28 protein-coding genes and 1 pseudogene are annotated in these 24,157 nt (G+C 44.7%); 12 read left to right on the forward strand and 17 right to left on the reverse strand.

Annotated features, from left to right (window positions below):
- Window positions 1-114: pseudogene (locus tag QUB11_RS16080) on the forward strand (photosystem II q(b) protein); the annotation flags it as partial.
- A gap of 205 nt (window positions 115-319) precedes the next feature.
- Window positions 320-898, forward strand: coding sequence for a Uma2 family endonuclease (locus tag QUB11_RS16085; protein ID WP_333058540.1), 579 nt, complete (start codon window positions 320-322; stop codon window positions 896-898).
- A 16-nt stretch (window positions 899-914) separates the two neighbouring features.
- Here QUB11_RS16085 and QUB11_RS16090 read toward each other — a convergent pair whose 3' ends face one another.
- The 4 genes from QUB11_RS16090 to QUB11_RS16105 form a co-directional block, all read right to left on the reverse strand.
- The gene (locus tag QUB11_RS16090; RefSeq protein WP_333198866.1) at window positions 915-1,049 is read right to left on the reverse strand and encodes a hypothetical protein; all 135 of its coding nucleotides are present in this window, start codon (window positions 1,047-1,049) and stop codon (window positions 915-917) included.
- Window positions 1,046-1,270 (reverse strand): type II toxin-antitoxin system HicA family toxin, encoded by a 225-nt coding sequence (locus QUB11_RS16095; protein WP_333058538.1) that lies wholly within the window; start codon window positions 1,268-1,270, stop codon window positions 1,046-1,048. Before QUB11_RS16095 ends, QUB11_RS16090 begins: the two co-directional genes overlap by 4 nt.
- 2 nt (window positions 1,271-1,272) lie before the next feature.
- The gene (locus QUB11_RS16100; protein WP_333058537.1) at window positions 1,273-1,482 is read right to left on the reverse strand and encodes a type II toxin-antitoxin system HicB family antitoxin; all 210 of its coding nucleotides are present in this window, start codon (window positions 1,480-1,482) and stop codon (window positions 1,273-1,275) included.
- A 307-nt stretch (window positions 1,483-1,789) separates the two neighbouring features.
- A complete protein-coding gene (locus QUB11_RS16105) occupies window positions 1,790-2,911 on the reverse strand; it encodes an ATP-binding protein (protein WP_333198869.1) in 1,122 nt (373 codons plus the stop codon).
- A gap of 197 nt (window positions 2,912-3,108) precedes the next feature.
- Here QUB11_RS16105 and QUB11_RS16110 point away from each other — a divergent pair, with 197 nt between their 5' ends.
- Window positions 3,109-3,657, forward strand: a complete 549-nt coding sequence (locus tag QUB11_RS16110) for a hypothetical protein (protein WP_333198871.1) — start codon at window positions 3,109-3,111, stop codon at window positions 3,655-3,657.
- 194 nt (window positions 3,658-3,851) lie between these two features.
- Here QUB11_RS16110 and QUB11_RS16115 read toward each other — a convergent pair whose 3' ends face one another.
- The 6 genes from QUB11_RS16115 to QUB11_RS16140 form a co-directional block, all read right to left on the reverse strand.
- A complete protein-coding gene (locus QUB11_RS16115) occupies window positions 3,852-4,727 on the reverse strand; it encodes a pentapeptide repeat-containing protein (RefSeq protein WP_333391163.1) in 876 nt (291 codons plus the stop codon).
- A 160-nt stretch (window positions 4,728-4,887) separates the two neighbouring features.
- Entirely contained in the window at window positions 4,888-5,871 is a 984-nt protein-coding gene (locus QUB11_RS16120) for a hypothetical protein (RefSeq protein WP_333198875.1), read from the reverse strand.
- A gap of 25 nt (window positions 5,872-5,896) precedes the next feature.
- The gene (locus QUB11_RS16125) at window positions 5,897-6,094 is read right to left on the reverse strand and encodes a DUF433 domain-containing protein (RefSeq protein WP_333198877.1); all 198 of its coding nucleotides are present in this window, start codon (window positions 6,092-6,094) and stop codon (window positions 5,897-5,899) included.
- A 197-nt stretch (window positions 6,095-6,291) separates the two neighbouring features.
- Window positions 6,292-6,900 carry a Uma2 family endonuclease gene (locus QUB11_RS16130; RefSeq protein ID WP_333198878.1) on the reverse strand — a complete coding sequence of 203 codons (609 nt, stop codon included), beginning with the start codon at window positions 6,898-6,900 and terminating at the stop codon, window positions 6,292-6,294.
- A 560-nt stretch (window positions 6,901-7,460) separates the two neighbouring features.
- On the reverse strand, window positions 7,461-7,838 hold the full coding sequence (locus QUB11_RS16135) for a hypothetical protein (RefSeq protein ID WP_333198880.1): 378 nt from the start codon (window positions 7,836-7,838) through the stop codon (window positions 7,461-7,463).
- A 27-nt stretch (window positions 7,839-7,865) separates the two neighbouring features.
- Window positions 7,866-8,111, reverse strand: coding sequence for a hypothetical protein (locus tag QUB11_RS16140; protein ID WP_333198882.1), 246 nt, complete (start codon window positions 8,109-8,111; stop codon window positions 7,866-7,868).
- Between QUB11_RS16140 and QUB11_RS16145 the strand changes: the two genes are divergently transcribed.
- Window positions 8,106-8,414, forward strand: coding sequence for a hypothetical protein (locus tag QUB11_RS16145; protein ID WP_333391166.1), 309 nt, complete (start codon window positions 8,106-8,108; stop codon window positions 8,412-8,414). The genes QUB11_RS16140 and QUB11_RS16145 overlap by 6 nt on opposite strands.
- Before the next feature lie 799 nt (window positions 8,415-9,213).
- Here QUB11_RS16145 and QUB11_RS16150 read toward each other — a convergent pair.
- Complete coding sequence (locus tag QUB11_RS16150; RefSeq protein WP_333391169.1) at window positions 9,214-9,999, reverse strand: PspA/IM30 family protein; 786 nt, start codon at window positions 9,997-9,999, stop codon at window positions 9,214-9,216.
- Between the two features lie 70 nt (window positions 10,000-10,069).
- Here QUB11_RS16150 and QUB11_RS16155 point away from each other — a divergent pair, with 70 nt between their 5' ends.
- On the forward strand, window positions 10,070-10,246 hold the full coding sequence (locus tag QUB11_RS16155) for a hypothetical protein (RefSeq protein WP_333331468.1): 177 nt from the start codon (window positions 10,070-10,072) through the stop codon (window positions 10,244-10,246).
- Between the two features lie 54 nt (window positions 10,247-10,300).
- Here QUB11_RS16155 and QUB11_RS16160 read toward each other — a convergent pair whose 3' ends face one another.
- From QUB11_RS16160 to QUB11_RS16170, 3 genes are all read right to left on the reverse strand, one after another.
- On the reverse strand, window positions 10,301-11,005 hold the full coding sequence (locus QUB11_RS16160; protein ID WP_006635935.1) for a PspA/IM30 family protein: 705 nt from the start codon (window positions 11,003-11,005) through the stop codon (window positions 10,301-10,303).
- A gap of 144 nt (window positions 11,006-11,149) precedes the next feature.
- Window positions 11,150-12,376, reverse strand: coding sequence for an SPOR domain-containing protein (locus tag QUB11_RS16165; protein ID WP_333391173.1), 1,227 nt, complete (start codon window positions 12,374-12,376; stop codon window positions 11,150-11,152).
- Window positions 12,377-12,401: 25 nt separating this feature from the next.
- The gene (locus tag QUB11_RS16170) at window positions 12,402-13,649 is read right to left on the reverse strand and encodes a transposase (protein WP_333198890.1); all 1,248 of its coding nucleotides are present in this window, start codon (window positions 13,647-13,649) and stop codon (window positions 12,402-12,404) included.
- A 569-nt stretch (window positions 13,650-14,218) separates the two neighbouring features.
- Here QUB11_RS16170 and QUB11_RS16175 point away from each other — a divergent pair.
- A complete protein-coding gene (locus tag QUB11_RS16175; RefSeq protein WP_333391175.1) occupies window positions 14,219-14,521 on the forward strand; it encodes a hypothetical protein in 303 nt (100 codons plus the stop codon).
- A gap of 230 nt (window positions 14,522-14,751) precedes the next feature.
- Here QUB11_RS16175 and menB read toward each other — a convergent pair whose 3' ends face one another.
- On the reverse strand, window positions 14,752-15,585 hold the full coding sequence (gene menB, locus QUB11_RS16180) for a 1,4-dihydroxy-2-naphthoyl-CoA synthase (protein ID WP_015176244.1): 834 nt from the start codon (window positions 15,583-15,585) through the stop codon (window positions 14,752-14,754).
- Between the two features lie 310 nt (window positions 15,586-15,895).
- The gene (locus QUB11_RS16185) at window positions 15,896-16,492 is read right to left on the reverse strand and encodes a TerB family tellurite resistance protein (protein WP_333198893.1); all 597 of its coding nucleotides are present in this window, start codon (window positions 16,490-16,492) and stop codon (window positions 15,896-15,898) included.
- Window positions 16,493-16,567: 75 nt separating this feature from the next.
- Here QUB11_RS16185 and tadA point away from each other — a divergent pair, with 75 nt between their 5' ends.
- The 3 genes from tadA (at window position 16,568) to QUB11_RS16200 (ending at window position 19,045) form a co-directional block, all read left to right on the forward strand.
- A complete protein-coding gene (gene tadA, locus QUB11_RS16190; protein WP_333391177.1) occupies window positions 16,568-17,068 on the forward strand; it encodes a tRNA adenosine(34) deaminase TadA in 501 nt (166 codons plus the stop codon).
- A 575-nt stretch (window positions 17,069-17,643) separates the two neighbouring features.
- Window positions 17,644-18,372: a lysophospholipid acyltransferase family protein gene (locus QUB11_RS16195; protein WP_333198897.1), complete on the forward strand. Its 729-nt coding sequence runs from the start codon at window positions 17,644-17,646 to the stop codon at window positions 18,370-18,372.
- A gap of 316 nt (window positions 18,373-18,688) precedes the next feature.
- Window positions 18,689-19,045, forward strand: coding sequence for a hypothetical protein (locus QUB11_RS16200; protein WP_333198902.1), 357 nt, complete (start codon window positions 18,689-18,691; stop codon window positions 19,043-19,045).
- Between the two features lie 181 nt (window positions 19,046-19,226).
- Here QUB11_RS16200 and QUB11_RS16205 read toward each other — a convergent pair whose 3' ends face one another.
- Window positions 19,227-19,991 carry an ABC transporter ATP-binding protein gene (locus QUB11_RS16205; protein ID WP_333139323.1) on the reverse strand — a complete coding sequence of 255 codons (765 nt, stop codon included), beginning with the start codon at window positions 19,989-19,991 and terminating at the stop codon, window positions 19,227-19,229.
- A 926-nt stretch (window positions 19,992-20,917) separates the two neighbouring features.
- Here QUB11_RS16205 and QUB11_RS16210 point away from each other — a divergent pair.
- From QUB11_RS16210 to QUB11_RS16220, 3 genes are all read left to right on the forward strand, one after another.
- Window positions 20,918-21,529 carry a DUF4231 domain-containing protein gene (locus tag QUB11_RS16210; RefSeq protein ID WP_333257071.1) on the forward strand — a complete coding sequence of 204 codons (612 nt, stop codon included), beginning with the start codon at window positions 20,918-20,920 and terminating at the stop codon, window positions 21,527-21,529.
- 262 nt (window positions 21,530-21,791) lie between these two features.
- The gene (gene gor, locus QUB11_RS16215) at window positions 21,792-23,135 is read left to right on the forward strand and encodes a glutathione-disulfide reductase (RefSeq protein ID WP_333391180.1); all 1,344 of its coding nucleotides are present in this window, start codon (window positions 21,792-21,794) and stop codon (window positions 23,133-23,135) included.
- A gap of 376 nt (window positions 23,136-23,511) precedes the next feature.
- On the forward strand, window positions 23,512-24,054 hold the full coding sequence (locus QUB11_RS16220; RefSeq protein WP_333198912.1) for an opioid growth factor receptor-related protein: 543 nt from the start codon (window positions 23,512-23,514) through the stop codon (window positions 24,052-24,054).
- Window positions 24,055-24,157 lie beyond the last annotated feature (103 nt).

The following is a 24,157-nucleotide window of genomic DNA, read 5'->3' on the forward strand; positions in this document are numbered from 1 at the left end:
GCTAACTTGGGTATGGAAGTAATGCACGAGCGCAATGCTCACAACTTCCCGCTTGACTTGGCTGCTAGTGAAGTCACCCCAGTAGCTTTGGTTGCTCCTTCTATCAACGGTTAATTTTTAACTTGAGATTGACAAAAAGCGCTCCTAGAAATAGGGGCGCTTTTTGTTTGGGAAAAAATATTTTGCGATGACTCGGCGGTTGAAACCGCGTCTACACAAACGAAGTCCGCCTCCGCGGACTAAAGAATAGAATATTACGATAGACTCCAAATTTTTGAAGTCGTATATTATGGAAAAATGATTGTGAAAGGTAAGTCAGATGGTTGTCGCAATTTCTAAAGCAGGATTGGGTAAAGGTGCGGCCTTCCTGTCAAACGTGACATGGGAGACTCTGGAAAAATTGGATGCTGATTTGGCGGACACTGGGGCGCGTTTAACTTATTTGGATGGGTGTTTAGAAATTATGGCTCCTTTATCTGAGGCCCACGAAGAACCTAAAAACACTTTAGGCCAGCTTTTAGAAATTTATATGCGGATGAGAAATATTCGTTTCTACGGGCGCGGCAGTACAACCATCGGGATGAAGGAATTGGGCGCACGGAAGGAACCAGATGAGTCTTACTGTTTGGGTACGCGCAAGTCAGTTCCAGATTTGGCGATCGAGGTGACAGTGACGAGTGGTGGAATTGATACGCTGGAAATCTATCGTCGGGTTGGAGTGCAGGAGGTTTGGTTTTGGGAGGATGGTGTAATTTCGGTTTATTGTTTGCGTCCAACGGGGTATGAGTTGGTGAGTAAGAGTGAACTGTTGGCGGATTTGGATTTGCGATCGATCGAGTTCTATTCGCGTATGGCAGACCAATATGATGCGGTGAATGCTTTTATGCGATCGTTGTAGAAGTTGAGAAGAGCGATTAAAAAAATCCTGCTTTCCCCTCACATTTTGCCTTGGCGGGAGTTTGTTTCCCAGCAGTTTCAGTTCCCGGATTTCGGTAGTTTTGCAGCAGCAATTGGGGCAAAAAGTAGTCACGTAGTTCACGTAAACTCACCGGGACTCCAACATTTCCTCAACTGTCAAGCCAATATCAATTGCAATCCGCTGAAGCAATCGAGGTGATATATCACGCCCTTTATGAAAAGGAACAGTAGTTCCTCGCCCATCTTGATGACGGAACTGCTTATGTGAGCCTTTTTGACGCACCTCTACAAAGTCAAGGTTCTCTAGTATGCGGACTATTTCCTGTGGTTTCAGAACTGGGATATTGCTCATGTTTATCGGATCACAATCTGTTGTGTACCTATAAACTCAGTCTGAATGACGAGAGTATCATCTTCTAGGAGCATCTCAATTACCTCACGCAGATTCTCGTGTAACTCATCCAAGGTTTCTCCCTGGGAATGCGCCCCAGGAAATCCAGGAATATAACCAACGTAAAGCTTGGTCTCAGAATCTTTTTCGATTATAGCGGTAAATGTTTTCATAAGATTTGCTTTCTATTCGTTAAATGTAAGAAATGTAATCTCTCATAGATTATATAATATTTCACCTGCACTGAATGTATGCTTTGAATACGGGATTGAGGAAAAAGAGCGATCGCCCTCCTACTAACACTTTTTCCACTAAGCCACGTCGCGCTAAAGATTGTATAGCTTGCCAAAATTCTGGTTGGGATAATTCACTATCAGTAGCTTTTCGGGAAATATCTACAGTTTCATTTTGAGTTGCTAACCAGTATAATGCCTTTTTTTCTGAGCCTGATAAACGCTCTAGGTGAGAGTCTAAGATGGGTTATAAGTCACCTACAAATAAATCATTTACATCGGATAAAAACAGGGAAACGCTACCATCAAATAACTCCAAAATAGTTGCAGCAATGATATTTAGCCAGGAAGGATGACCTTGATAAAGGGCGATCAAGTCTGACCATTTTTCCTCATCGACTAATCCTTTTTGTTGAAAAATTTCTGCGGCTTGTTGTCCTAACCCTTTGAGGTGTAAGCTTCGGGTGGAGAGGTTCTCGGCTTCTAAATTCGCGAGTTCTTTGGGTTTTTCCCAACTGAGGAGGATTAAACAACTCTGATGAGAGGATGTGGCAATTTGTTTAAAAAATTTGCCATAATCTTCATAGCCTGCTAAATATTGACCTGCTAATTGACTGCTACTAAAAATATTCTGTACGTCATCAAGAATTACTAGACAGCGAGAAGATCGGAAATAATCGATGATTGTGGGTAATGGGGGTTGTTGCGATCGCCCAAAAAATTGCTTGAGTTCGGTTTCGAGGGTGGAAAGTGTGGGAGTGTGGGTGAGACTTAACCAAATAATATAATCAAATTCAGTTTGAATTTGTTCGATGAGTTTGAGGGCGATCGCGCTTTTGCCAATTCCACTTAAGCCGTAGACGGTAATTAAGCGGGTGTGGGCTTGTAAAATCCATTGTTTGAGGGTGGAGAGTTCTGAGGTGCGATCGTAAAAGTAAGGGAGTTCGGGTGCGTCTGTTAAATCGATTATGGGCGATCGGGCTTGATTTTGGGGAGATTCAGGGGGAAAGGGCGAGGGCGTTTCTGTATCTTTGATAGTTTGTAGAAATTCACCGCAAATATTAACATTATCAATTTGTAAACAATCTCCCCAATGGGCAACTTGAGAAACACGATATTTTTTCTCTAACTTGGAACGAAAGTTAAATTTATTAAGATCTTCTCCTAATTCCTCACGCAACTTTTCCCATAACTTAGCCGCTTCTTTTTTAACGTGAGATTCACTACAATTAAACTCTTTAGCTATTTGAGGATATTTTTGCCTTTGCCAAACACCCGTTAATATTGCTTCCTGTAGGGGTGTGAGATGTTCTCCAGTTTTATCAACACTCAAATTATTCGCCCATTCTACAACATCTTTAACATTCATGGGTCAGGGTTGAATGAGGTTTACTGAACTATATCCTACTAAATCCTACTTTGTCAACCGATTTATACTAAGTTCTACTAAATACCTTCAGGATGGTTAAAAATTTAGGGTGCTAAATCCAACCGTTTTGAGTTGTCATATCTCAGGTAAATGTTGCAAACTATAAATTAGTTTAAATAGTTAGGAGGGTATGTATTATGGATTTTTTATTTGCCATACCAAGTTTTATTCTCCACTTGATATCAAGTTTATTTGCTTGGGTTTTCAGTGTCCTATCGGGAATTGTAGGTATTTTTCTATTGCCCGTTAAGCTCGTGTGGGGATTATTAATGGGGGTTGGTAAAACACTAATTTCAATAATATTATTACCAACTTTATTATTTTCCCACCCAGGAGAAATCTCATCATCGCAACCTGTTGTCGCCACAACTCCTACAATTCCTAATAACAATCTTGAACAAATATTCAATGAAATAAAGCGGCTAGAATTCGCAGGCAGAAATATGGAGCCTTTGAGAACTAAAGAAAAATTAGGACAGTGCGGTGACAAAATGCGAGAATACAAAGCTCAAGCAGAAAATTTAATTAATAAAACGAATGCCCTACCTATAAAATATAAGATAACATTAGGATCGGCAGCTATAAGACTCGATTCTTGCGTGTCTTGCACAACTGATGCCAAACAACAATGCGAAATGGTTCGAGTTGATATCAGTGATTACCAATCAATGATGAATGAAGAGTAAGAAACAACCAGTATTAAGCTGTTAAGCATTTAAACTGGGTATGAGCAAAACGCCAAACGCTTACACCTTAATCTTGACAGCAAATCGGAATAAGTGATTTAAATGCACAACAGCTTAGTAGAGTGCGTCATATGTATATAAATTTTCGATTAAACAGATCGATTATAGCAGGTGACACACTCTACTAAGTAAAACTAACGTCGATAGAGAGTGCCATCAGGCATTTTTGCACCGTTGAGATTTGCTTGTCTCAAGTCTGCACCACTCAGGTTAGCTTGCTGTAAGTTGCTACCAGTAAAGTTTGCTTTTTGTAAGTCAACTCCACTTAAGTCTACTGCACTCAACTTGTTTGCTAGTAAATTTAGTAAATCTTGACTATTTAGCGTGGAACTTCGCCATAAAGCGCTGTTATTTAAATGTAGCTGAATTAACCCTAGTAATTCGTCCTTACTAAGATTTACCTGATTAGGATCGCTTTTGATTAAGTTAATTAAATCATGCTGATCTAACTTAGAATTGACGAGCTTCTGTACGTCTTGCTGGCTGAAGTTAACTTTATTCCAGTCTAACCCACTGAAATCCAAGTTACTAGGGTCAGCTTTGATAAAATTGACTAAATCTTGCTTGCTCAAGTTAGCTTTAACTATCTTGATTGAATCTTCCTTACTCAACTTAATTTTACTCCAGTCAAATCCCTGAAAATCTAAGTTGCCAGGGTTTTTAACTTTGCTGATTTTGACTTCACTCAAGTCAGCACCTGTTAAGTCTACGCCCGTCAAATTTGCACCACTCAAATCTGATCTTCTCAAATCAGCATTATGCAGGTTAACACCTTGTAGATTCTTACCACTGAGGTTAGCACCTGGTTTGATTTCGGTTTCATTGGCTACTGCATTGCTCGTAGATTCTTTACTGCCACAAGTTCCTTGTCCGAAAACTAAAAAGCAATCAGTTTTTTTAGTTACATTAGGTTGAGTTCCTTCTGCTCGGACTTTTTCAGGGTGCATCAAGAGGATTCCCACACAGCAAAATATGACAATTAAAAACTTGCTCGTCAACTTTTTAGCCATTGTCATTTGAGGTAGCATCGTAAATTTTATCCGATAGTGAGTTTGACAGAAATTGAGACCGATATGATATTTGCTAGTCTAACAGCAAAACAGGGAAACGGCCCGCGAACGGGCTACTTTTTTAAAGTATACTTTCCCTAAATAGTATCTCCACATTTAACTAGCGAGGCCCAGCTTCAATTGCAGAATTGGCTATTTGAATGAGCGTTTCCTCTCGCCCATTCTTCATGGTTACTCGGTACAAAACGCCTTGATACTGCCATTCAACTAAGGCCGTGCAGTAAGCACCGCAGCCATTAGAAAAAACTCCTTGTGTTCGGCCGGCTAATTTAATGGTTTTGAATTCACTCCTAAATCCTCTAGGCGGTGCTTGGGCTGGTTCTCCACCTCTTTCTGCTGAGATACTCCCGATATAGCAAGGCGTACTGCTGCAATTAGGTATGTGGCCCATTTCAACACTATAGCCATTTGTTTCTACTCGGTTTTTAAAGTAAATTTTTTCTGAGAATGGAAGCTGACTGGGGAGAAAAATTGGTACTCTTGTCTTACCTTCAATCTGTGATAGAATTTCACGAACTGGAAAAGAAATACTCGATCGAGAATTACCACCTTCAGAATTAGCAGACTGAGGGCGAAACCCTTGCACAAAATTTGTCCACCGCTGAATTTTATTACCAGTAATATCTAAAATTGGAATAGAACGAGTCCTGGATATTGGCCGCCCAGCCTCCCCCTGAGAATATTCGATCGCAGTACGCTCTGGTTTCCCTAAACCATAAGTATTAGCAATATCGCTAGCCAACTGACAGTTGATTCTGAATTGCCCCATATCAATTTTACCATTTCCGGCGCGGTAATACCAAGTTCTACCGCCAGCTTGGGGTATCTCCTGACAGTCCGAATATGTCACCTCAAACATCTTGGCAATATGCACGTCATAGAGGCGCAATTGACCCCCATAAGCAGATTTTGTGGTATTGGTTTCTGACACCGTAAGGGTATAAGTTCCTTCTGCGTGTTGCAATCTCATGGGAACTTGTGTTTGAGCGATCGCCCCTGGTATACCCTGAATTTGGGTTACTGCTCCCCAACTCAAAGTAACAAACCCCAAACTTGTTAGTAATAATTGTTTTGTAACTTTCATTTGTCCCTTAAAAGGTAGAGGATATTTACAGCCTATCTTCAATATAATTTAAAGCTGCGTTAATTTCTTCCTCTGTAAGCTCAAACAATCCTCTGATAAACTTAGGCGGATATTGAGCCGTCACATAGTCCATGATGTCGTAGATAGTGATGCGCGTACCTGCGATCGTCAGTCCTCTTTCTGTACGGATGATAGCTGTTTGTTCGTTGGATATGGTTGTCATCTCTATAGCCTCCTACAAGTTATCTCTATATTACTAGCTGATTAATTCCCAGCCCTAGATGTGCTATCGCTAAAGTTGTATTCGCCAATAGCCGATCAATATGATGCGGTGAATGCTTTTATGCAATTGATGTAGAAATTGAGAAGAGTGCAGCACAAGCATTGTTAACTTTCATTAGAAGTGTCACCATATCGCCCTTAAAAATTAATCCGGCGGTAGACTTCCGACATCGGAAGTTCTATATTTAAACTGTGCAGGACGATCGCCCGATCGAGCCGATCGCAAACTTGCCATTGCCAGCGATCGCTACTTGGGCGATCGCCATTATAATATTGCTCAATATAGGGTTCAGCTTGACTAACCAGCAAATATTCACAAAAACTAGCAAGAGAGCGATATTTTCTGAACTTGTCACCTCGATCGTAGCCTTCAGTAGAGGGGGAAAGAACCTCAACAATCAGTAAAGGATTGAGAATTTCATCCGTGCGATCGCCATTGAATTCCGGTTCACCATCAATTACCATAACATCGGGATAAGTTCCATGATTGAAGCTAGGAATCCAAATGCGTAGATCGCCGTTATAGATTTGAAAATTTGTGTCTCGCAGAGCCACGTTAAGAAAAGTCGTAATATCTACGGTAATACGGCTGTGAGCGGGAGAACCTCCTGGCATAGCGATAATCTCTCCGTTACAATATTCGTGACGTTCTTCAGCAGTTTCCTCGATCGCCCGGTATTCATCTGGAGTAAAGTGAGTCTTTGTCGCACCTGGAAGATTTGGCGGGTTGGTTTGAGTTATAACCACGATCGCACCTCCTAAATAATTAGACCTTAAATAATTATGGCTGACAGCTAGATAATTGTCTCAACCCAGAGGCGTTTTCTGGATTACATTCAAATTCCAAAAAAAACTCTCCCTGCCTTTTCCCGCTTCAGTTTCACAACCGTTAAATTCTCGCTTTCCTTTTAGTTTTAACACTCAATTGCTTAGTAAGCGATGTATAATAATGCAAAGCAAAAAGCAGATTAATTCCAAAAAACACCAAAGTTAAAACAAATGTAAAAAAAGACGTAAACGACAGCCGGGAAGTCATCGTAAACATCGCCAAAATGATTGAGCAAAGGCCAAAACCGGAAGCAAAAGAACTTAAAAGCAGCAACCGAACCTTAGACATAGTTTAATTTAAAGATTATCAGTAAAATACACTCTTGGCATCCACAGAGGAGTGCCAAATGATACTTATTACTATATAGCGGAATTGCTCAGTTCCGCCAAGCGCAAAACGACTGCTTTCCTAAAAAGGTTTGAATTATAGAGAAAAATACAGCCCGCGCTCTTGTAAACTCCTGTTGCCCAACTTAATATCAATCAAAGGAATTCCCCAGCCTCCGCAAGCATTCCACCTTTCGCCGTACAGTCACCGCAGCCGCAATCCCGCTGACAGCAAAGTATTCGCTTCCAAAACCGCGCTTGCCCTGGGATACCAAACATTGCCAAAATCCACAAACGCCGTCACCTGCAAAACTCCTTGTTTGTCGTCGGTGCGCTTGCATCGGATACCGCAACTCGGCTGAATCACAAATCCCGCTATCGGCAAGCATTGCATCCTGACGGTAGCCCTGCCATGTGTTTGAGCCCCCTATACCGAATTGTTCGATCGACAAAAGCTCTGCCCCAGCCAATTTCACACCCGATCGCACCACCAGCAGCCTCTCAGGAACCAAAAACCGCACGTAGTGCAATTGACCTCGCCACGCAAAAATCGACTGTCAGGGCTGCTGCTGCTCACCGTAGCGCCCAATGCTGCCACTTCCTGACAAAACTGCGATCGCCCCGCCAAGACATCTCTCTCCCCTCTGAGTAAAATCCTGAAACAGCCTCAGCACCGCAACCCGATTTCTGCCCCGATTATCTGCTTCCGGCGACAACGGAAAATCCTTTCCCAGCAAAGATGTATCGCTTTCTCGCCTGCAGGTACCAATACCGATCGCAATTTCTCTTCTCGGATTTTGCACGATCAGCTCGCGGTAAGTCAACTGCCAACTACTTCAAATCGATCGACTTTTATCGTACCCGGAATCTTAGCAATTCTGCAGGCTGTGTCGGTGGGGGAACAGCAGGCGGCAAAAGCTGTTCGGCTGAAAGCAAGGGCGCTGGCGGCGCGGGTTATGGGAGAGGAGCCGGATTTGGCCGTCGCGGGTTGGGAATCGGAAATTCGTGTCTGTTTTCTCCTCGGTTCGGCAATGGAGGGAGAGTTTCTGGGGCCTCACTTTGGGTCAATTGATCGAACTCCGGGATGCTATTTTCTTGCTCTGTAGTGTCTCTATCTAATTCTGAACCCGAGTATAAATCACGAAGCCGATCGCGATCGTCTGCTGTTTCTTGATCTAGTTTGAATTGAGACGGTAAATGATCATGCAAAATTGGCGCTTGCACCCCTGAGTCGGTAGCAACCATCGACTCGCCAAGACTTAGAGCTGATAGCAGTGCAGGGCAAATAGCTGCCATTGAAAAACCAAGCGCTAATGCCTTGAAAAACTTGATTTTACAAAAGCCTCTAGAAGATTGCACGGGCATGACAGATTAGCCATATTTGATAGTTATTTACACTTACGATCGGGCGAGACCGACGCAATTGCAAGGAATAAAACCACTCTATCACTTTTTAAACAATTAATTCCTTAACTCAATATAAAGATAGTTGACAGCAACTCTAGTTTGTGTAGTTAACAATTACTAAAAACACTCCGACCGAAAGCATCCAGGATACCCGCCACGTGATTCATCCGTCCAGAAATAAAAAACCTGTATCCGATGAAACTTGCCCCCGGAATTTATCCGTGGGGCCAATGCTTCAATTTTTTAATCTAAAATCTAAAATCTAAAATCTAAAATCGATTGACCTCCCAAGCTAGCCCTCTTGCAAGGAATAAAATTACTCTATCACTTTTTAAACACTTAATTCCTTAAATCAATATAAATATAGTTGACATAATTACCACTTTGTGCATACAAGAATTTGTCAAAAAAACTCCGACCTCCCAAGCTAGTCCTGTAGGTCGGCGGAGCATTCTATCAAACCTGCGATCTCAGAAATAGGTAAATTTTGATAGAGATTTACATTTTATTGAGCTGCGATCGCAATTCTTCCAACTCAGCGTCAATCACCGGGCTCGACTCCGAGCTACTAGCTGCTGCAGTTTTACCCGCTGCCGGCAATTGACCTTGAGACACAGAACCCCCGGTAAGTTGAGCTTTCATCTGAGCCAACTCGTCGTCAACATCACCGCCGCTTTCGAGCAAGCGGAACTGTTCCTCTAAATTGCTGCCGCCGGCGGCGAGTTCTGCCGAAGCTCCCGCGCGAGCTTCAATCTGCAAAACTTTTTCTTCCATGCGATCAAAAGCTGCCATTGAACTGCCAGTATTCAAGGTGCCAATGGTATTGTTGAGCTGTTCCTGAGCTTTAGCAGCGGATATTCTCGCTTTGAGCATATCCTTCTTAGTCTTAGCTTCGGAAATTTTGCTCTCCAAACCGATCAAGTTGCGCTTGAGACTTTCCACCTGAGCCGATTGCTGCTCCAGACTGGCTTTCAGCGTAGCCGCCGTTTCAGCGTGAGACTTTTTGCGAACCAGCGCTTCCCGGGCTAAAGTCTCGTCTCCTTTTTGCAGGGCTAGCTGAGCGCGCTGCTGCCACTGGTTAGACTGAGATTCAGCTTGATTGTACTGAGTCTGGGTGCGCTTTTGAGTGGCGATCGCGCTGGCAACGGCCTGACGCAACTGCACCAAGTCTTCCTGCATATCCGTAACAGACTGTTCTAAAATCTTTTCCGGGTCTTCAGCTTTGTTGACCAGATCGTTAAGATTGGCTTTGACGACTCGGCTAATGCGGTCAAATAATCCCATAATGCTATTTTTCCTGGGTGAGGTGTACGAAGTAGGCGGCAAGAAGGCTTGATAGCCCTAGCCCGCAGTTGTGAAATTCACTCTGGTCAGATTTTTAGTGCGATTTAGTTTTTGGCAATTTTTGCAGACAGATAAATCCAGTTTAAAGCGATCGAGTAATGTGATGCAGGCAAGCTTATTCATGCACCTATATATTGAGTTTAACTTCGATCCGGGAATTCCCCAACAGGCTTCGAGCCATCTCTAGCTAGGCTGTTGAGAAGTTTTTGCTCGTCCCGACTCTTGTTCTGTTGCCTGGGGTTCAGGATGCGGGCGGCTCGCTCGACGGCAATTTGGGTGTATTCTTGCCCGGAAGCATTTGTGCTTTCATCGCCGCCAACTCGGTATCCACATCGTCGGCACCTTCGAGAGAGAGAAACTTCTTTTCTAAATCATTAGTTCCGAGTTCTGCGATTGCTTCGGAGCGAGCTTCTAGCTGCATGACTTTCTCTTCCATCCGTTCAAACGCGCTCAAAGCGCTGCCGGTACTGAGATTGCCCATCATTTCTTGCAGCCTTTCCGACGATGCGGCCGATCGAGCTCGGGCAATGTACATATCTTTTTTAGATTTTGCCTCGGAAATTTTACTTTCGAGCGCCCGCATATTTTCTTTAAGTTTAGTCACAACAGCCGATTGCTGATCCAGACTGGCTTTCATCGCCGTTGCCGTTTCTTGATAAGATTTCTTGCGCGTCAGAGCTTCCCGCGCCAAATTTTCCTCGCCTTTTTGCAAAGCTAGCTGCGCCCGCTGATGCCATTCTGCTGCTGTAGACTCAGCTTGGGAACACTGGCGTTCAGTGCGTTTTTGAGCGGCAATAGCTCCGGCCACAGCTTGTCTGAGCTGCACTAAATCTTCCTGCATATCCATTACAGCCTGTTCCAGAATTTTTTCTGGGTCTTCTGCAGCGCCGACCAAACTGTTAATATTGGCTCGAATCACTCGCCATAGGCGATCGAATAATCCCATTTTGCCCGTCTCCCGATTTTATTAAATTTTAGATTTAGGACAGGGAATTGACAATTACAAAACCAATTTTGTGTTAGACAAAACATTCCTCATTGTCGAGCTTTGTCTAACAATTTAGTTAAAGTTTTTCACCCTTTACCTAATTTATGGCTGATAGTATTGTGGCTTCACCCCTTTTTCTTGGAGTTCTTTCGCCAAACGTTCTGCTGAGGCAGGATCGTTCAAAGCCCCCATTTGGATCTTGACACCCTTTGAGAAGTTACGCACGTAGGCATCGGGAACAGCGGTTCTGGCTTGCTGCAGCGATTTTTCGTCGGTGTAATCGGTGACAACGTAATAGAAACCGTCGGCCGCCCGTGCAGGCCTTCCCAGCGGGGATGCGGCGGCTGGGGATGCGGCGGCTGGGGATGCGGCGGCTGGGGATGTGGCTGCAGGCTGGGCTGGGGAGGGTGTTGGAGGCAGTGTCGGCAGTGTCGGCACAGGCTGGGCGGCGCTGGGGCTGGGAGTGGGAAGCAAAGCTGTACTCAGATTGTTGAGTCCTTGTTCCCTGCCTCTGGCCGGGTTGCCGTCTTCTGTAGGAATCGGCACAGCCGCGCCCGGGCCCGGAGGCGCTGGCGGAGTTGGCGGGATTGATGCTTTTGGTGACGGGGAAGGAATCGGGCTGACTGTCGGCTTAACATTGCTGAGAGTGCTCAAATCTAGCTCGACAAATTCCTTGGATACCAGATTTGGAGCTTTCGGCAGTTCCTTGGTGGTGGTATCTGAGATGGCAGTAGAGGCGGGACTGTCGCTTGAAGAGGGTGCGCTGCGATCGAGCAAACGGTTCAGGCCTGCCATCTTAACTAAATTTGACGGGTACATGACTGCGTAGCCCAAAGCTGTGCATGACAGCAAAAACAGCAGCATCGAACTCAGTCCCAAGGGAGTTAACAAACTGGCGGCTAAACTGCGTTCTACTGTAGGCTCAGCTTTTGACTCGTCCAAACTTTCGATCAGTTTTTCGCTTGATTCGAGATACTTGTTGGGTGCGAAGGCACTGCTAGATAATTTTGTGCCGCCCCTGGTAGTTGCTAGCGGGGCATCGCCCTGAGTGCCGGCAAGGGATAGGGGCAGCGATAGGGGCTGCTGGGTTTCCTCCGCAGTCTCTGGCGGCAAATTTTGGGCTAGCTGTTGCTCGGTTGTGGCTGTTTGCTTGCCGGTACGAACTGAGGGCGACACCCACTGTTCGGCGCGCCTCCTGTGCCTTCTGTATGTTGTCAGTTCTGCTTCTAGGTTTACATCTAGACTCCCCAGGACTGCTTGCAAAGCAGGGTTGATTGGGGTTGAAGAGGATTGATGATTTGGGGATTCAACCGAAGAACGCTTACTCATTAGCAAAACTCCTACCGCCTCTGAATTAATAATGTTTTGATTGTAGAGATAAACAAGAAGCGTAAATTACCCAGCACGCTCCCTGAGTACAGGTACAGTGTGGGCTTTCAATAGCCCTGAAATGATCTTGCACATTGCAAAACAATCTCGAACCTTCGGGCTTATTTACGAAAGCCCCAATAGCAGCAATATTCTTACTGCCGTTTAAGTCGGCATCACCTTTCCATCCACAATGACCACAAGCAAACTTTTTGCCGTTTCTATAAGATTCACCCTTTACAGGGTGAATCTGATTGCATTTGTGGCACATTTGGCTAGTGTATCTAGGCTCCACAAACAAAATCTTTACGCTATGCTTTATAGCTTTGTAGATCAGGAATTGGCGCAACTGAAAAAATGCCCAGCTATTGCTAAGTCTCCGCTCTTTTTTTGAGCGTGGCTGCTGATTTGTGCGTTCCCTAATTCCCGTCAAATCTTCCAAAGCGATAACTTGATTTTTGTTCTTAGCCTTGGTTACGATACGGTGACTGATAGTGTGATTTACCAAGGTCTGAAAGCGCTTTTCCTTGCCCGACAACCGTTTCAACAATTCTCGACATCTACGCCGAGTGCTGCGCGTGCCTTTCGTGGCTTTTCGCTGGATATTTGCTCTCAACTTGGCATAATGATTTCTAACTTTGGTAATTTGTTTACCGCTAAATGTATCTCCATCAGAAGTAACTGCAATATCAGTCCTACCCAAGTCACAACCCAAAACTTGATTGCAAGGTGGAGGCTCGGCTGGCTGAGATTCAAGCTGAATATTAAGATAGTAACTGCCATTTTTGCGTTTGCACAAAGTAGCAGTCTTGGGGTTTTGACCTTTCAATAATCCAAGTTGGTAGTTCCCGATAGCCAGTGCAAACCTTTCCCTACCACCAGTAGTGGTCAAACTTACTGTCCAATCTTTTTCCCTAAAAGAAAAGATACGGGTATCGTAAGTGACGCTAGTAGGAGCAAAGCGGATGACTGGCTTCCCATCTTTTTTAGCTGTTTTTCTGTTGCCAGAAACCCGTCTAATAGCATGGATTGCTAGCTGTGCCGAAAGTCCAAACATATCTCTGACATCGTGATATACCAAAGATTGCATCGCCAATTCATTTGTCAGGGTTGGCGGCACAGTTTGGTTCACGTATTCACAAGCATTAGCGAACGCCTGAAGGGTCGCATCAAGTTTGAGGGACTGCTCAGGCGTTACTTGAAGTTTGCAAGATACTGTCAGGACTTGTTTCATGACAAGAGTGTATCACGTATTGAATAAATTCTGTTGCGTTTATAGATAATTTGTTCAGCTCTTGAGCCTCACGCGCATTCCTCCCGTCACTCAACGGAGTACCGTTAGAGTGCAGGACTCCTGCTGTTTTAGTTGAAAACTTGCCTATTTTATTATGATTAGCTACTTTTGGCGTCAATGCAACAGGGGCTCGCTCGTCGGCAGCTATTTTTCATTTTCATTGGAAAACTTAATTGTTGCTGTTTCCCGGAGGCTGCTTACCGACACTCTCAGCCAATTTTTGTATTCTCAGCTACCGCTTATTTGTAACCTATCATACTGGTTTGGCATTTGTACTTTTTCTTGATCCCTGACTGCTTTATAAACTTTTAACCTATGTTTTTACCTATACAATGAGCAAGCACCGAACCTATTGTTTCTATATATAACGAGATTATAAATAAATTATAAAATTTAATTATGCTTCGGGGATCGCTACAACCCAGACAGCATAAAGGTTGGGATGCTCTAAAACCTGCTAGCTCTACAAAGGACAATTAGAGATGAAAATGATTTCCCTAAGAACTTTTATGCAAACCTCCTTAACTTCACCTTTAACTTCAGCTTGTGGTCACTGCCGTCACTATACCCCTGAAGGCAGACGCGGGGGTGTTTGCGCTTTACTAGGCGGCCCGGTTCAAAGTCAGTGGAAAGCTTGTACTTTAGCGGTTTCGCCTTTTAGGTCATCTTGGGAAAACATAGAAGAAATTGGACTGTGGCAAGAATCGACTCTGACGCTGCAGGATGCCACCGTCACTCTTTCCGATCGCAATGCCTGCCAGCTTACAGGGACAACGTTAACCGAAAAATCGGCAGCAGCAGTATCGGTCTAGTTCGTCGGCTGCCCTGCTGCTCATACCATTTTCGATTTTCGATTTTCGATAGGGGAATCACCGATCATTATCATGGTTTGGATCTGGCAAAGCAGTTTCATTCTTTTTGGCAACAGGTATCAATACTGACACTTTTGGACGATCGCGTGCATTTGGCTTTACTAACTCATAAAAATCAGCAGCATCTACTTTAATATGAGCGCATAAAAAAAACTGATTTCTCCATCCAGCTATGGCAGCCAAGGATATTGACTAAAATCAGGTTGCCGTTTTTCTAAAAAGGCTTGTTTGCCTTCTGCGCCTTCCTGCGTCATATAGTACAGCAAAGTGGCATTTCCCGCCAGTTCTTGCAAACCGGCTTGACCGTCGCAGTCGGCATTAAAAGCGGATTTCAAGCAGCGAATCGCGATCGGACTTTTTTCGAGAATTTCCGCAGCCCACTGAATCCCTTCTATTTCTAGTTGTTCGACGGGCACGACGCAGTTGACTAAACCCATTTCTAGGGCTTGCTGCGCGCTGTACTGGCGACACAAAAACCAAATTTCTCTGGCTTTTTTCTGGCCGACTACTCTGGCGAGATAGCTAGCTCCGAAACCACCGTCGAAACTGCCGACTTTGGGGCCGGTCTGTCCGAAAATAGCATTGTCAGCAGCGATCGTCAAGTCGCAAATTAAGTGCAGAACGTGACCCCCTCCAATTGCGTAGCCTGCAACTAAAGCAATTACAACTTTGGGCATAGATCGAATCAACTTCTGCAAGTCGAGCACGTTCAACCGGGGTATGCCACCTTCGTCTACATATCCCGCCGAGCCCCGCACGCTTTGGTCGCCGCCGGCACAAAAGGCGTATTTGCCGTCTGTATGAGGCCCCGCACCGGTGAAAAGGACAACGCCGATTTTTGTGTCTTCGCGGGCATCAGTAAAGGCATCGCACAGTTCCAGAACTGTTTTGGGACGGAAAGCGTTCCGTTTGTGAGGTCGATTGATGGTAATTTTGGCGGTGCCACCACTTTTGTGATACAGAATGTCTTCGTAGGTTTTGGCGGTTTGCCATTCAATTTGCATAATCAATCAATTTGAGATTGGAGATTGAGCTGAGTCAATCAAGGCAGCGACAAGTCGCTTTTAGATTTTAGAGGCATTCGGTTCAATGGGATAGAAGGGTCGATCGACTGTTGCAAAAAAAAATAAAGCGGGACTTAGGCAGAAACCAGGTTTTTGAGCAACATACGCCGTGCAGCGCTCTTGGTAGGGTTTAAACAACCCGGTTTTTGACGGTAAGAGCGCGCAAGTCCCGTCTCAAATGGAAACAGCGTCAAATCCTCGAAATCCTCTCTCACTAATGTTTACTGCCCCAAAACTTATATGCGCTGGATTATTTGCGGAGTAAAATACTCAGCAAGTGCTTTGCTGCTTTGCCAAATACCGGATCGCGGGACTCGAATTCGCTGGGATCGAGTAAAGCTTTAACTTCGGCAAAAGCTTCTGAGTCGAGGGTTCCTTCTTTAGTAAATAAAGTGTCTATGACTGCAATGTGTCTGGAGTCGAGGCCGAGCCGATTTGCGATCGACTGTAAGTACATTTGCTCCCGCATATCGATGTGTCCGTCTGCCGCTGACATTTCGTAGCCGGAACCGATGAGCAACAGTTTTTCAGATTCTGAGAACAAAGCTGTCAGGGTTAGCAATTCCGTGGGGTTGAAGTAAACCTGCTGTTTCGATACTCCTTTGACAAGGCGCTGAATTAGTTCGATCCGATCGCGGTCGCCGCTGGCAAAGGCTTTGAGAGTCTTTTGCAGCCGTTCTTCTTCTTCAACTGCGATCGTCCTGTCAATAATCATCACTCCGCGCAGGATGGAAATCAGAGCCGTCAGAAACACTACCAAAGGAGTGATATCTTGTTCGCGCAGCTTTTGCCGACTAATGCGGCACAACAGCTCAACAATTTCAGTGGTAATCGTAGTGGTGTCCATAATTAAAGACTCTCGATTAAGCTGTAATGTAACTTTATTTATCGATCTTAAGTTTTTCTGTTACTTAGGTATGACGTGAATTATAAAGCTGAGCCGTTGTCTATTAGTGATACTACTTATTTTATTCACAAACGCTGGATGACTAGGGCTGTCGAATTGGCACAAGCAGCCGGTGATGCCGGTGAAGTACCCGTGGGCGCTGCCATTGTTGACGGTACTGGCAAATTGATTGCCGAAGCGCAAAATCGGCGAGAGCGAGATTGCGATCCGACTGCTCACGCTGAAATCTTGGCTTTGCGGGCGGCCGGCAAAGTTTTGCAAGACTGGCATCTTAACCAATGTACGCTCTACGTAACGCTGGAACCTTGCCCGATGTGTGCAGGTGCGATCGTCCAAGCTCGGATTGGTTTGCTGGTATACGGAGCAGATGACCCGAAAACTGGCACGATTCGGACTGCAGCTAATATTCCCGATAGCGCGCATTCGTGTCACCGCTTAGAGGTGCTCGGCGGTATTATGGAGTCTGTTTGCCGCGATCAGTTGCTTTCTTGGTTTGAAGCGCGCCGGAAAAATTAACAGGTAAAATTTTTTACTCTCTTCGGGGCGATGTTTAATCGAAATTGACAATCAAGCATCCAGGATACCCGCCACGTGATTCATGCGTCCAGAAAGAAAAAACCTGTATCCGATCAAGGAGCCCCCGAATTTATCCGTGGGGTCAGTCGATTTTCGATTTTCGATTTTCGATTTTCGATTTTCGATTCTCGATTTACCCCACAGATGCAATCTGGGAGCTTGAACTAGGGTCGAAAATTTTTATCTTTCCACGACTCCTGTACGTGGCAGCGTATCCGTTTTTGGGCTGGGTCAATGCTTCAATTCTAAAATCTAAAATCTAAAATCTAAAATGGATTGACCCTTTAACTGGAATAATAGATCCGTAATTGCCAGCTCAAGCTTTCGAGGCGGCCGACTGCTCTGCATTAGTGCTGTCCGGTTGGCTGAGGTTTTACCTGTTAGAGATTATCTCTTGCGGGCGCGATCGCTCGATCGGCACAAGGCCAATAGCAAAACTGTCCCGATCTAAAAACTAAAGATTTAGCCAACACCTTACTTTAGACTTTAGATCTCGATAAAGCAGCTTAATTGCTATGCCCCACACCGCCACGATCGCCGTTGAGTCCAGTAAATCATCTCTAGTGAAGCCAATGCCTGCCAAGGTAGCATCTAATACCTCTCGCGTTTCTCCTTGGTTAACCTCCTTGCTCTATCCGCTAGGTCACTATGTTGTCCTACCGTTTCATTTTGGCAAGATTGAGATAACCGGACAGGAGCACTTGCCGAAAGACGGGCCTGTCATCTTAGCCCCTACGCACCGCTCCCGGTGGGATGCCCTGATGATGCCTTATTCAACTGGACAGAAGGTGACTGGACGCGATTTGCGGTTTATGGTAACTGCTGATGAAGTGAAAGGACTGCAAGGTTGGTTCATCAGAAATTTGGGGGGGTTTGCTGTGGATCTCAAGCATCCGGCAATTGGCAGTCTCCGTTACGGCGTGGAACTACTCCTCGAGAAAGAAATGTTGGTGATTTTTCCCGAAGGCGGCATTTTTCAGGATGGCGAAGTTCACCCGATTAAGCCTGGATTGGCGCGTTTGGCCATGCAAGCAGAGTTGAGCAAACCGGGTTTGGGGGTGAAAATTGTACCGATGAGTATCCGCTATCGCCCGCGGATTCCTCAATGGGGTGCTCAGGTAAAAATTGCGATCGGTTCTCCGATTTCCGTGGCGGATTATGCCAATGGTGGCGGTGGTAAAAAAGAAGCAAGATTGTTGAGTGCCCAGCTCGAAATGGATCTTAAAAAGCTTGATGAAAGTTGAGGGGAAGTTCGGCAACGAGCAATGTACGGGATGTAACGGATAGAAGGAAGAAGGAAGTTCGGCAACGAGCAATGTACGGGATGTAACGGATGCCAGGAAGAAGGAAGTTCGGCAACGGATTATATAACGGATGTAACGGATGTCAGTCCGATGGCAGTCGGAAGAAGGAAGAAGGAAGAAGGAAAGAGGAAGAGGGAAGAAGGAAGAAGGAAGAAGGAATTATGATATAATTTTTTCTGGTGCTGTCGAGAGATGCAGCACTTATTTGGTTGCTTTGTTATGCCTGTATTAAGTGTGAGCATTAATGGGTTGTGCTTTGAACTTTAAGCCTGGTCAAATTGTTAGTTTAGAATGTGGAGATGCGTGCCTGCATTCCGAGGTGATCCAAGTGGTTGAGGCACGTCAAGTTTGTTGGGTGCGCCCTTTGATGTTAGTTGTATCTGTGTCGGGGAAGGATTCACCCACAGAATACACTTTATCGGATTTGCGAGATGGTGCTGATTTGCTTTGGCCGCTGAGCTTGTTTCGGGCGGCTTTAGATACTGAGGTAATTTCACTGTTGACCCAGTTGCACTCTCTGGATGCTGAGAAAAAGGATGGTGCGATCGCATCTCGGCAACTTAGAGATTTTGTCGATCGAGTTTGGGAAGCTTTTCCGAGTGCTTTTCATTAATCACATATCGGGTGTTTTGTCTATTAGTCCGCCAGGGGTTGAAAACCCCTGTCTAATAGCTAAAGCCCTGTTGGATAGAAGTAATACTCTCTTGATTCTTCAGTCCGCGTAGGCGGACTTCGTTTGTCTAGAAGCGATTTCAATCGCCCAATTTTCTTGTCGCTTTTCGCGGACTATTATACTAAAATACAGCGTGTGAAAGCTCTTCGGGGTTGAGATTATTGTGAATAACTTGACCGTCGCGGAACCAGACAACGCGGCGAGTTTGACGCGCGACTTCGGGTTCGTGCGTTACCATAACAACAGTCATGCCACTTTCATTGAATTCTGTAAAAATATCCATTACTTCTTGAGTAGTTTTTGTATCCAATGCACCTGTAGGTTCGTCAGCCAGCAACAACACGGGACGGTTGACAATAGCCCGGGCTATGGCTACCCGCTGCTGCTGTCCTCCTGATAGTTGATTCGGTCTGTTTTGCAGCCGACTTTCCAGGCCTACTTTGGTTAAAGCATCTACTCCCCGTTCGCGTCTTTCTGCTGCGGGAATGCCGGCATAAACCATCGGTAACATGACATTTTCTAATGCTGTCAATTGAGGCAATAGGTGAAATTGTTGGAAGACAAAACCTAATTTTAAATTGCGAATTCCGGCTAATTCTGATTCGGGCATTTGGGCGACATCTACGCCGTCTAAGTAGTAACTGCCGCTGGTCGGTCGATCGAGACAGCCGATAATATTCATAGCTGTAGATTTGCCGGAACCCGATGCGCCCATAATCGAGCAATATTCTCCTTGTCTTACGGTCAAGCTGACGCCGTTTAAGGCGCGAACTTCCAGGTCGCCAATCCCGTAAACTTTTGTTACCTCTTCCAGACCGACAACAACGGGCTTTGAGAGGACTTGCGGGTCGAGGTCTTGGTATGTATCGGTTTGTAGTTCAGGCATTTTTTTTCTGTGCGATCGACACAACTAACTACTAAGCTAACACTTCCCATCGGTTTTGGCGATCGGGGTGACGGCTGTTTCGATGCTAATGAACAGAAAATCTATATTCAAATCAAAGTGAATACTTTGACACCAACTGGGAGGTAAAGTCGGAGTGGAAACAAAAATCGGCGTTGCTGAATGGGGTATAAAATTTGTAGGGGAAATCCCCCCGTGATTGCCCCACCGCTGACGGTGTAAGGACTTAGAATTATCCCTACAGGCAAAATCATACATCAATTCAGCAGAGCCAAAAAATCTATACTATTTATGCACTGACCGAAAGCATCCAGGATACAAGTCCCCGGATTCATGCGTCCAGAAATAAAAAACCTGTATCCGATAAAGGAACCCCCGAATTTATCTCGCGCAAGTCAATGCTAAAATCTAAAATCTAAAATCTAAAATCGATTGACTCTCTCTGTAGGGTGCTTATGGCAACCACTGTCAAAATACGATCGCCCTGCTTTACGTCATCCTACCCGTTGGCGATGACCAATAAACCCAGTTTATTGGTCATCTACTGTTATACAAGGAATATTTAAAGATCGCCATCAACAACTTTTCAAGGGTTTCAGGGCCTTCTTCACCAAGTTGACAGGGCTTGGGTGAAATAGACACCCAAATAGGCTAAACTTGTGTCCGATCACAAAACAGACTACAAACCAATGACTACTTCTGCAGATACAAACCAGACCGAGATTTCCAATACAGTCTCATCGAGTCCACAAATGTTATCTTTCCTGAAAATTGTTGAGTATTTATCCATAGCCGCTTTTGTGGGTGCGTGCCTCCTTACCAGAGTTTTTCCAGACAATCAACTTATCGTTATTTTGGGATCTGTTTTTCTCTCTAGTTTTATTTTTCTCTTCCTGGCCAATAGGCAATTGGCTCAAAACTCTAGGAATAATGCTAATCTGTTAGAAATCCGAAGAAAAGCGGAACTATATAATTACCTCTTAAACCCGAATAATGTTTCGGATAACAATTCGATTACCCCGGTGAGAGAAAAGGCTTTACGATATTGCCAGGAGTTGATTGACGACTATAAAAACACCAGAGAGACTTCGAGAAATATTTACTATACTTTCCAGTTGGCAACCGTGATTTTCTCGGGAGTCACACCAATTTTAGTATTGGTAGACAAATTGGAACCAGGTCAATCTTTGCTCAAGTGGCTGCCCGTAATTTGTCCCGCTGTCGCCTCGATAGTCGCCAGTATAGTTACCTCCTTTCCTTTTCAGGAGAATTGGATTTCTGCTAACACGGCTGTGGAATTGTTAGAAGCGGAACAGGAGAAATTTGTATTAGGAGTGACTCCAGCTTATCGTTGCTATGATGTAGCGGACGCAGCCCAACATCAACAAATGACAAAAATGGCAATAGAAAACTTTATCAATCAGGTGAATGAGATTCATCTCAAGCAAATCCAAAAACCTGATGATACAGCGTCAAAGGATCAGAATACAGACCCAGCTCAATCTACCGAGTTAAAGTAGGGGCCGAGTTAACGAATCTGACAATACCAGTAAGCAGGTAGGGTTGAGTGAGGCCACCTGCTATTATACGGCTAAACTTTTCATCACAGATGGCATTTTGGGGCTATCCTATAACCAAATATCGGCTAGTCCCCCGTTTTTTTACCCCTCAATTAGCTATGTATGTAGCGATCGGAAGTTCTCAAAGGCAAAATTTTTGAGCTATCATTAAGAAAATTTAAGCGTAAACTTGGTAAGTTGAGGATTTTTGGTAAATACAATTATGACATACGATTACGATTTGTTTGTGATAGGTGCGGGTTCCGGCGGATTGGCGAGTTCCAAGCGAGCAGCATCCTACGGCGCAAAAGTGGCGATCGCCGAAAATGACTTAGTAGGCGGAACCTGCGTAATTCGCGGCTGTGTCCCCAAAAAACTCATGGTGTACGCCTCAACATTTTCGCACCTTTACGAAGATGCGGTGGGCTACGGTTGGAGTCCAGTTGAAAGCAGCTTTGATTGGGAAAAACTCGTCACCACGGTAGACACAGAAGTGCGGCGGCTGAGCAAACTGCACATCAGCTTTCTTGAAAAAGCCGGAGTCGAATTAATCTCAGGATACGCCAAATTTATTGACCCCCATACCGTCGAAGTTGGTGACAAAAAATTTACCGCAGCTAAAATCTTAATTGCAGTGGGCGGAGAAGCGCAAAGAGTCCCAATTGTCGGCATCGAACACGCGATTACGTCTCGCGAAATCTTCCTACTAAAAGAGCAGCCAAAACGGTTGGCAATTTGGGGTGGCGGCTACATCGGTGTCGAATTTGCTTGCATTATGAACGGGTTGGGAAGCCAAGTAACTCAAATCATCCGGCGCGATCAAATACTGCACTACTTCGATGAAGAAATTCGCGCTAACGTGCAAGAAGGAATGAGTAAGCACGGAATAAACATTTTGACAGAAAGCTCGATCAACCACATTGAGAAAACCCCAGAAGGTTTAAAATTAACTCTGTCGGGAAAATCCGAAGGAACGCTAATAGTAGACGCGCTTTTGTCCGCTACCGGGCGCTTGCCCAACTTGGAAAAATTGGGTTTAGAAAACGCGGGAGTAGAAATAGATAAAGGTGCGATCGCAGTTACCAAAGACAGCCGCACCAGTCAGCAGCACATTTTTGCAGTCGGAGATTGCACCAACCGCATCAATTTAACGCCAATTGCGATCGCCGAAGGACGCGCTTTTGCAGATACTGAATTTGGCAACAATCCGAGAGCAATCACTCACGAAAATGTCCCGTCAGCGGTATTTTCCCAGCCGGAAGCGGCTACAGTCGGCTTAACAGAAAGCCAAGCCAGAGCTAAATTTGGCGATTCAATTAAGTGCTACACAGCCAAGTTTCGGCCGATGTTTCATGCTTTGACAGGTGCAGATGAGAAAACTTTTGTCAAGTTAATCGTTGAAACTAATACTGACAGAGTTTTGGGCGTGCACATGGTTGGGAAAGACGCGGGCGAAATTATTCAAGGAATGGCGATCGCTGTTAATATGGGAGCTACGAAGAAAGACTTCGACGCGACTATTGGCATTCACCCATCGACTGCTGAAGAGTTTGTTACTTTGCGGTAAAGCGGGCGAAGCCGCCAGGGACTTAAGTCCCTGGCTAATAGCTAAAGTCGGTTAAAACTGAAATCTTGCACCAATGTCAATAAAGGGCTATTGGTGGGGTAGGGGCGGGTTTATTTAACCTATCTGCAACCGGAGAGGCTGTTGGCGAACCCGCCCCTACAGGTAATTGCGAATGGTGCAAGATGTGAGTTAAAACTGACTGAAGAACAACATTCTTAAAAATCTGTAGGGGCGGGTTCACCAATAGCTTAAAGAGATACCCAAAGACTCAAAAACCCGCCCCCACCCCGCGATCAATTCCTTTATTTATATTGGTGTAACATCTCAGTTTTAACCGACTGAAGAGTAACCTTCTGATTTTTTGTATAGCAGATTAATGAGTGATTCAATAAAACAAAACAAAATTTTAGCATTCTATCTCGGTCAGCAGCCTGATTCACAAGGTCGGGCGATCGAGGATATTTGGTCGTGGGATTACCAGAAGCTGGAATCCGTGCACAATTACATTCAATGGCTGTTTCCGCTGAGAGAAAAGAGTCGTTTTAATTCCAGTGCTCCTACTTTAAATGATGAGGTGATTCAAGCTTTTAGAACAAGTGAAGAGTTGAAAAATCGCTTACTTTATTCGTTCAAGGTCATGCTGGGATTTTACGGTTTGGAATGCCGCGAAGGGGAAAACGCAGAAATTGTAATTGCGAAATCAGAGGAATATTTGTCAAGAAAAAGAGAGTGGATTGAACAATTTAATCACAATTACCTGCGGCTGACTAGGATTCTCACAAGTTTGACAGAGTTGGGATTGAAAAATTACGCTTTAGCTTTTTTCAACTGTTTAGATGAGCTCTATAACGAAGACAAAGAAAGTATTGGTTTAAAAACTTATACTTATTGGAAAAATGCTGTAAATAGTTATAAATAACATCTTGCATTATTGTTAAGAACGGGCAAGATGCCCGTTCCACAATAAAATTGAGTTTTGTGGAACAGGTCTCTTGCCTGTTAGGGGCGGGCTAGAAGCCCAA

This window comes from Microcoleus sp. B6-A1, from assembly GCF_036705085.1.
GTDB lineage: Bacteria > Cyanobacteriota > Cyanobacteriia > Cyanobacteriales > Microcoleaceae > Microcoleus.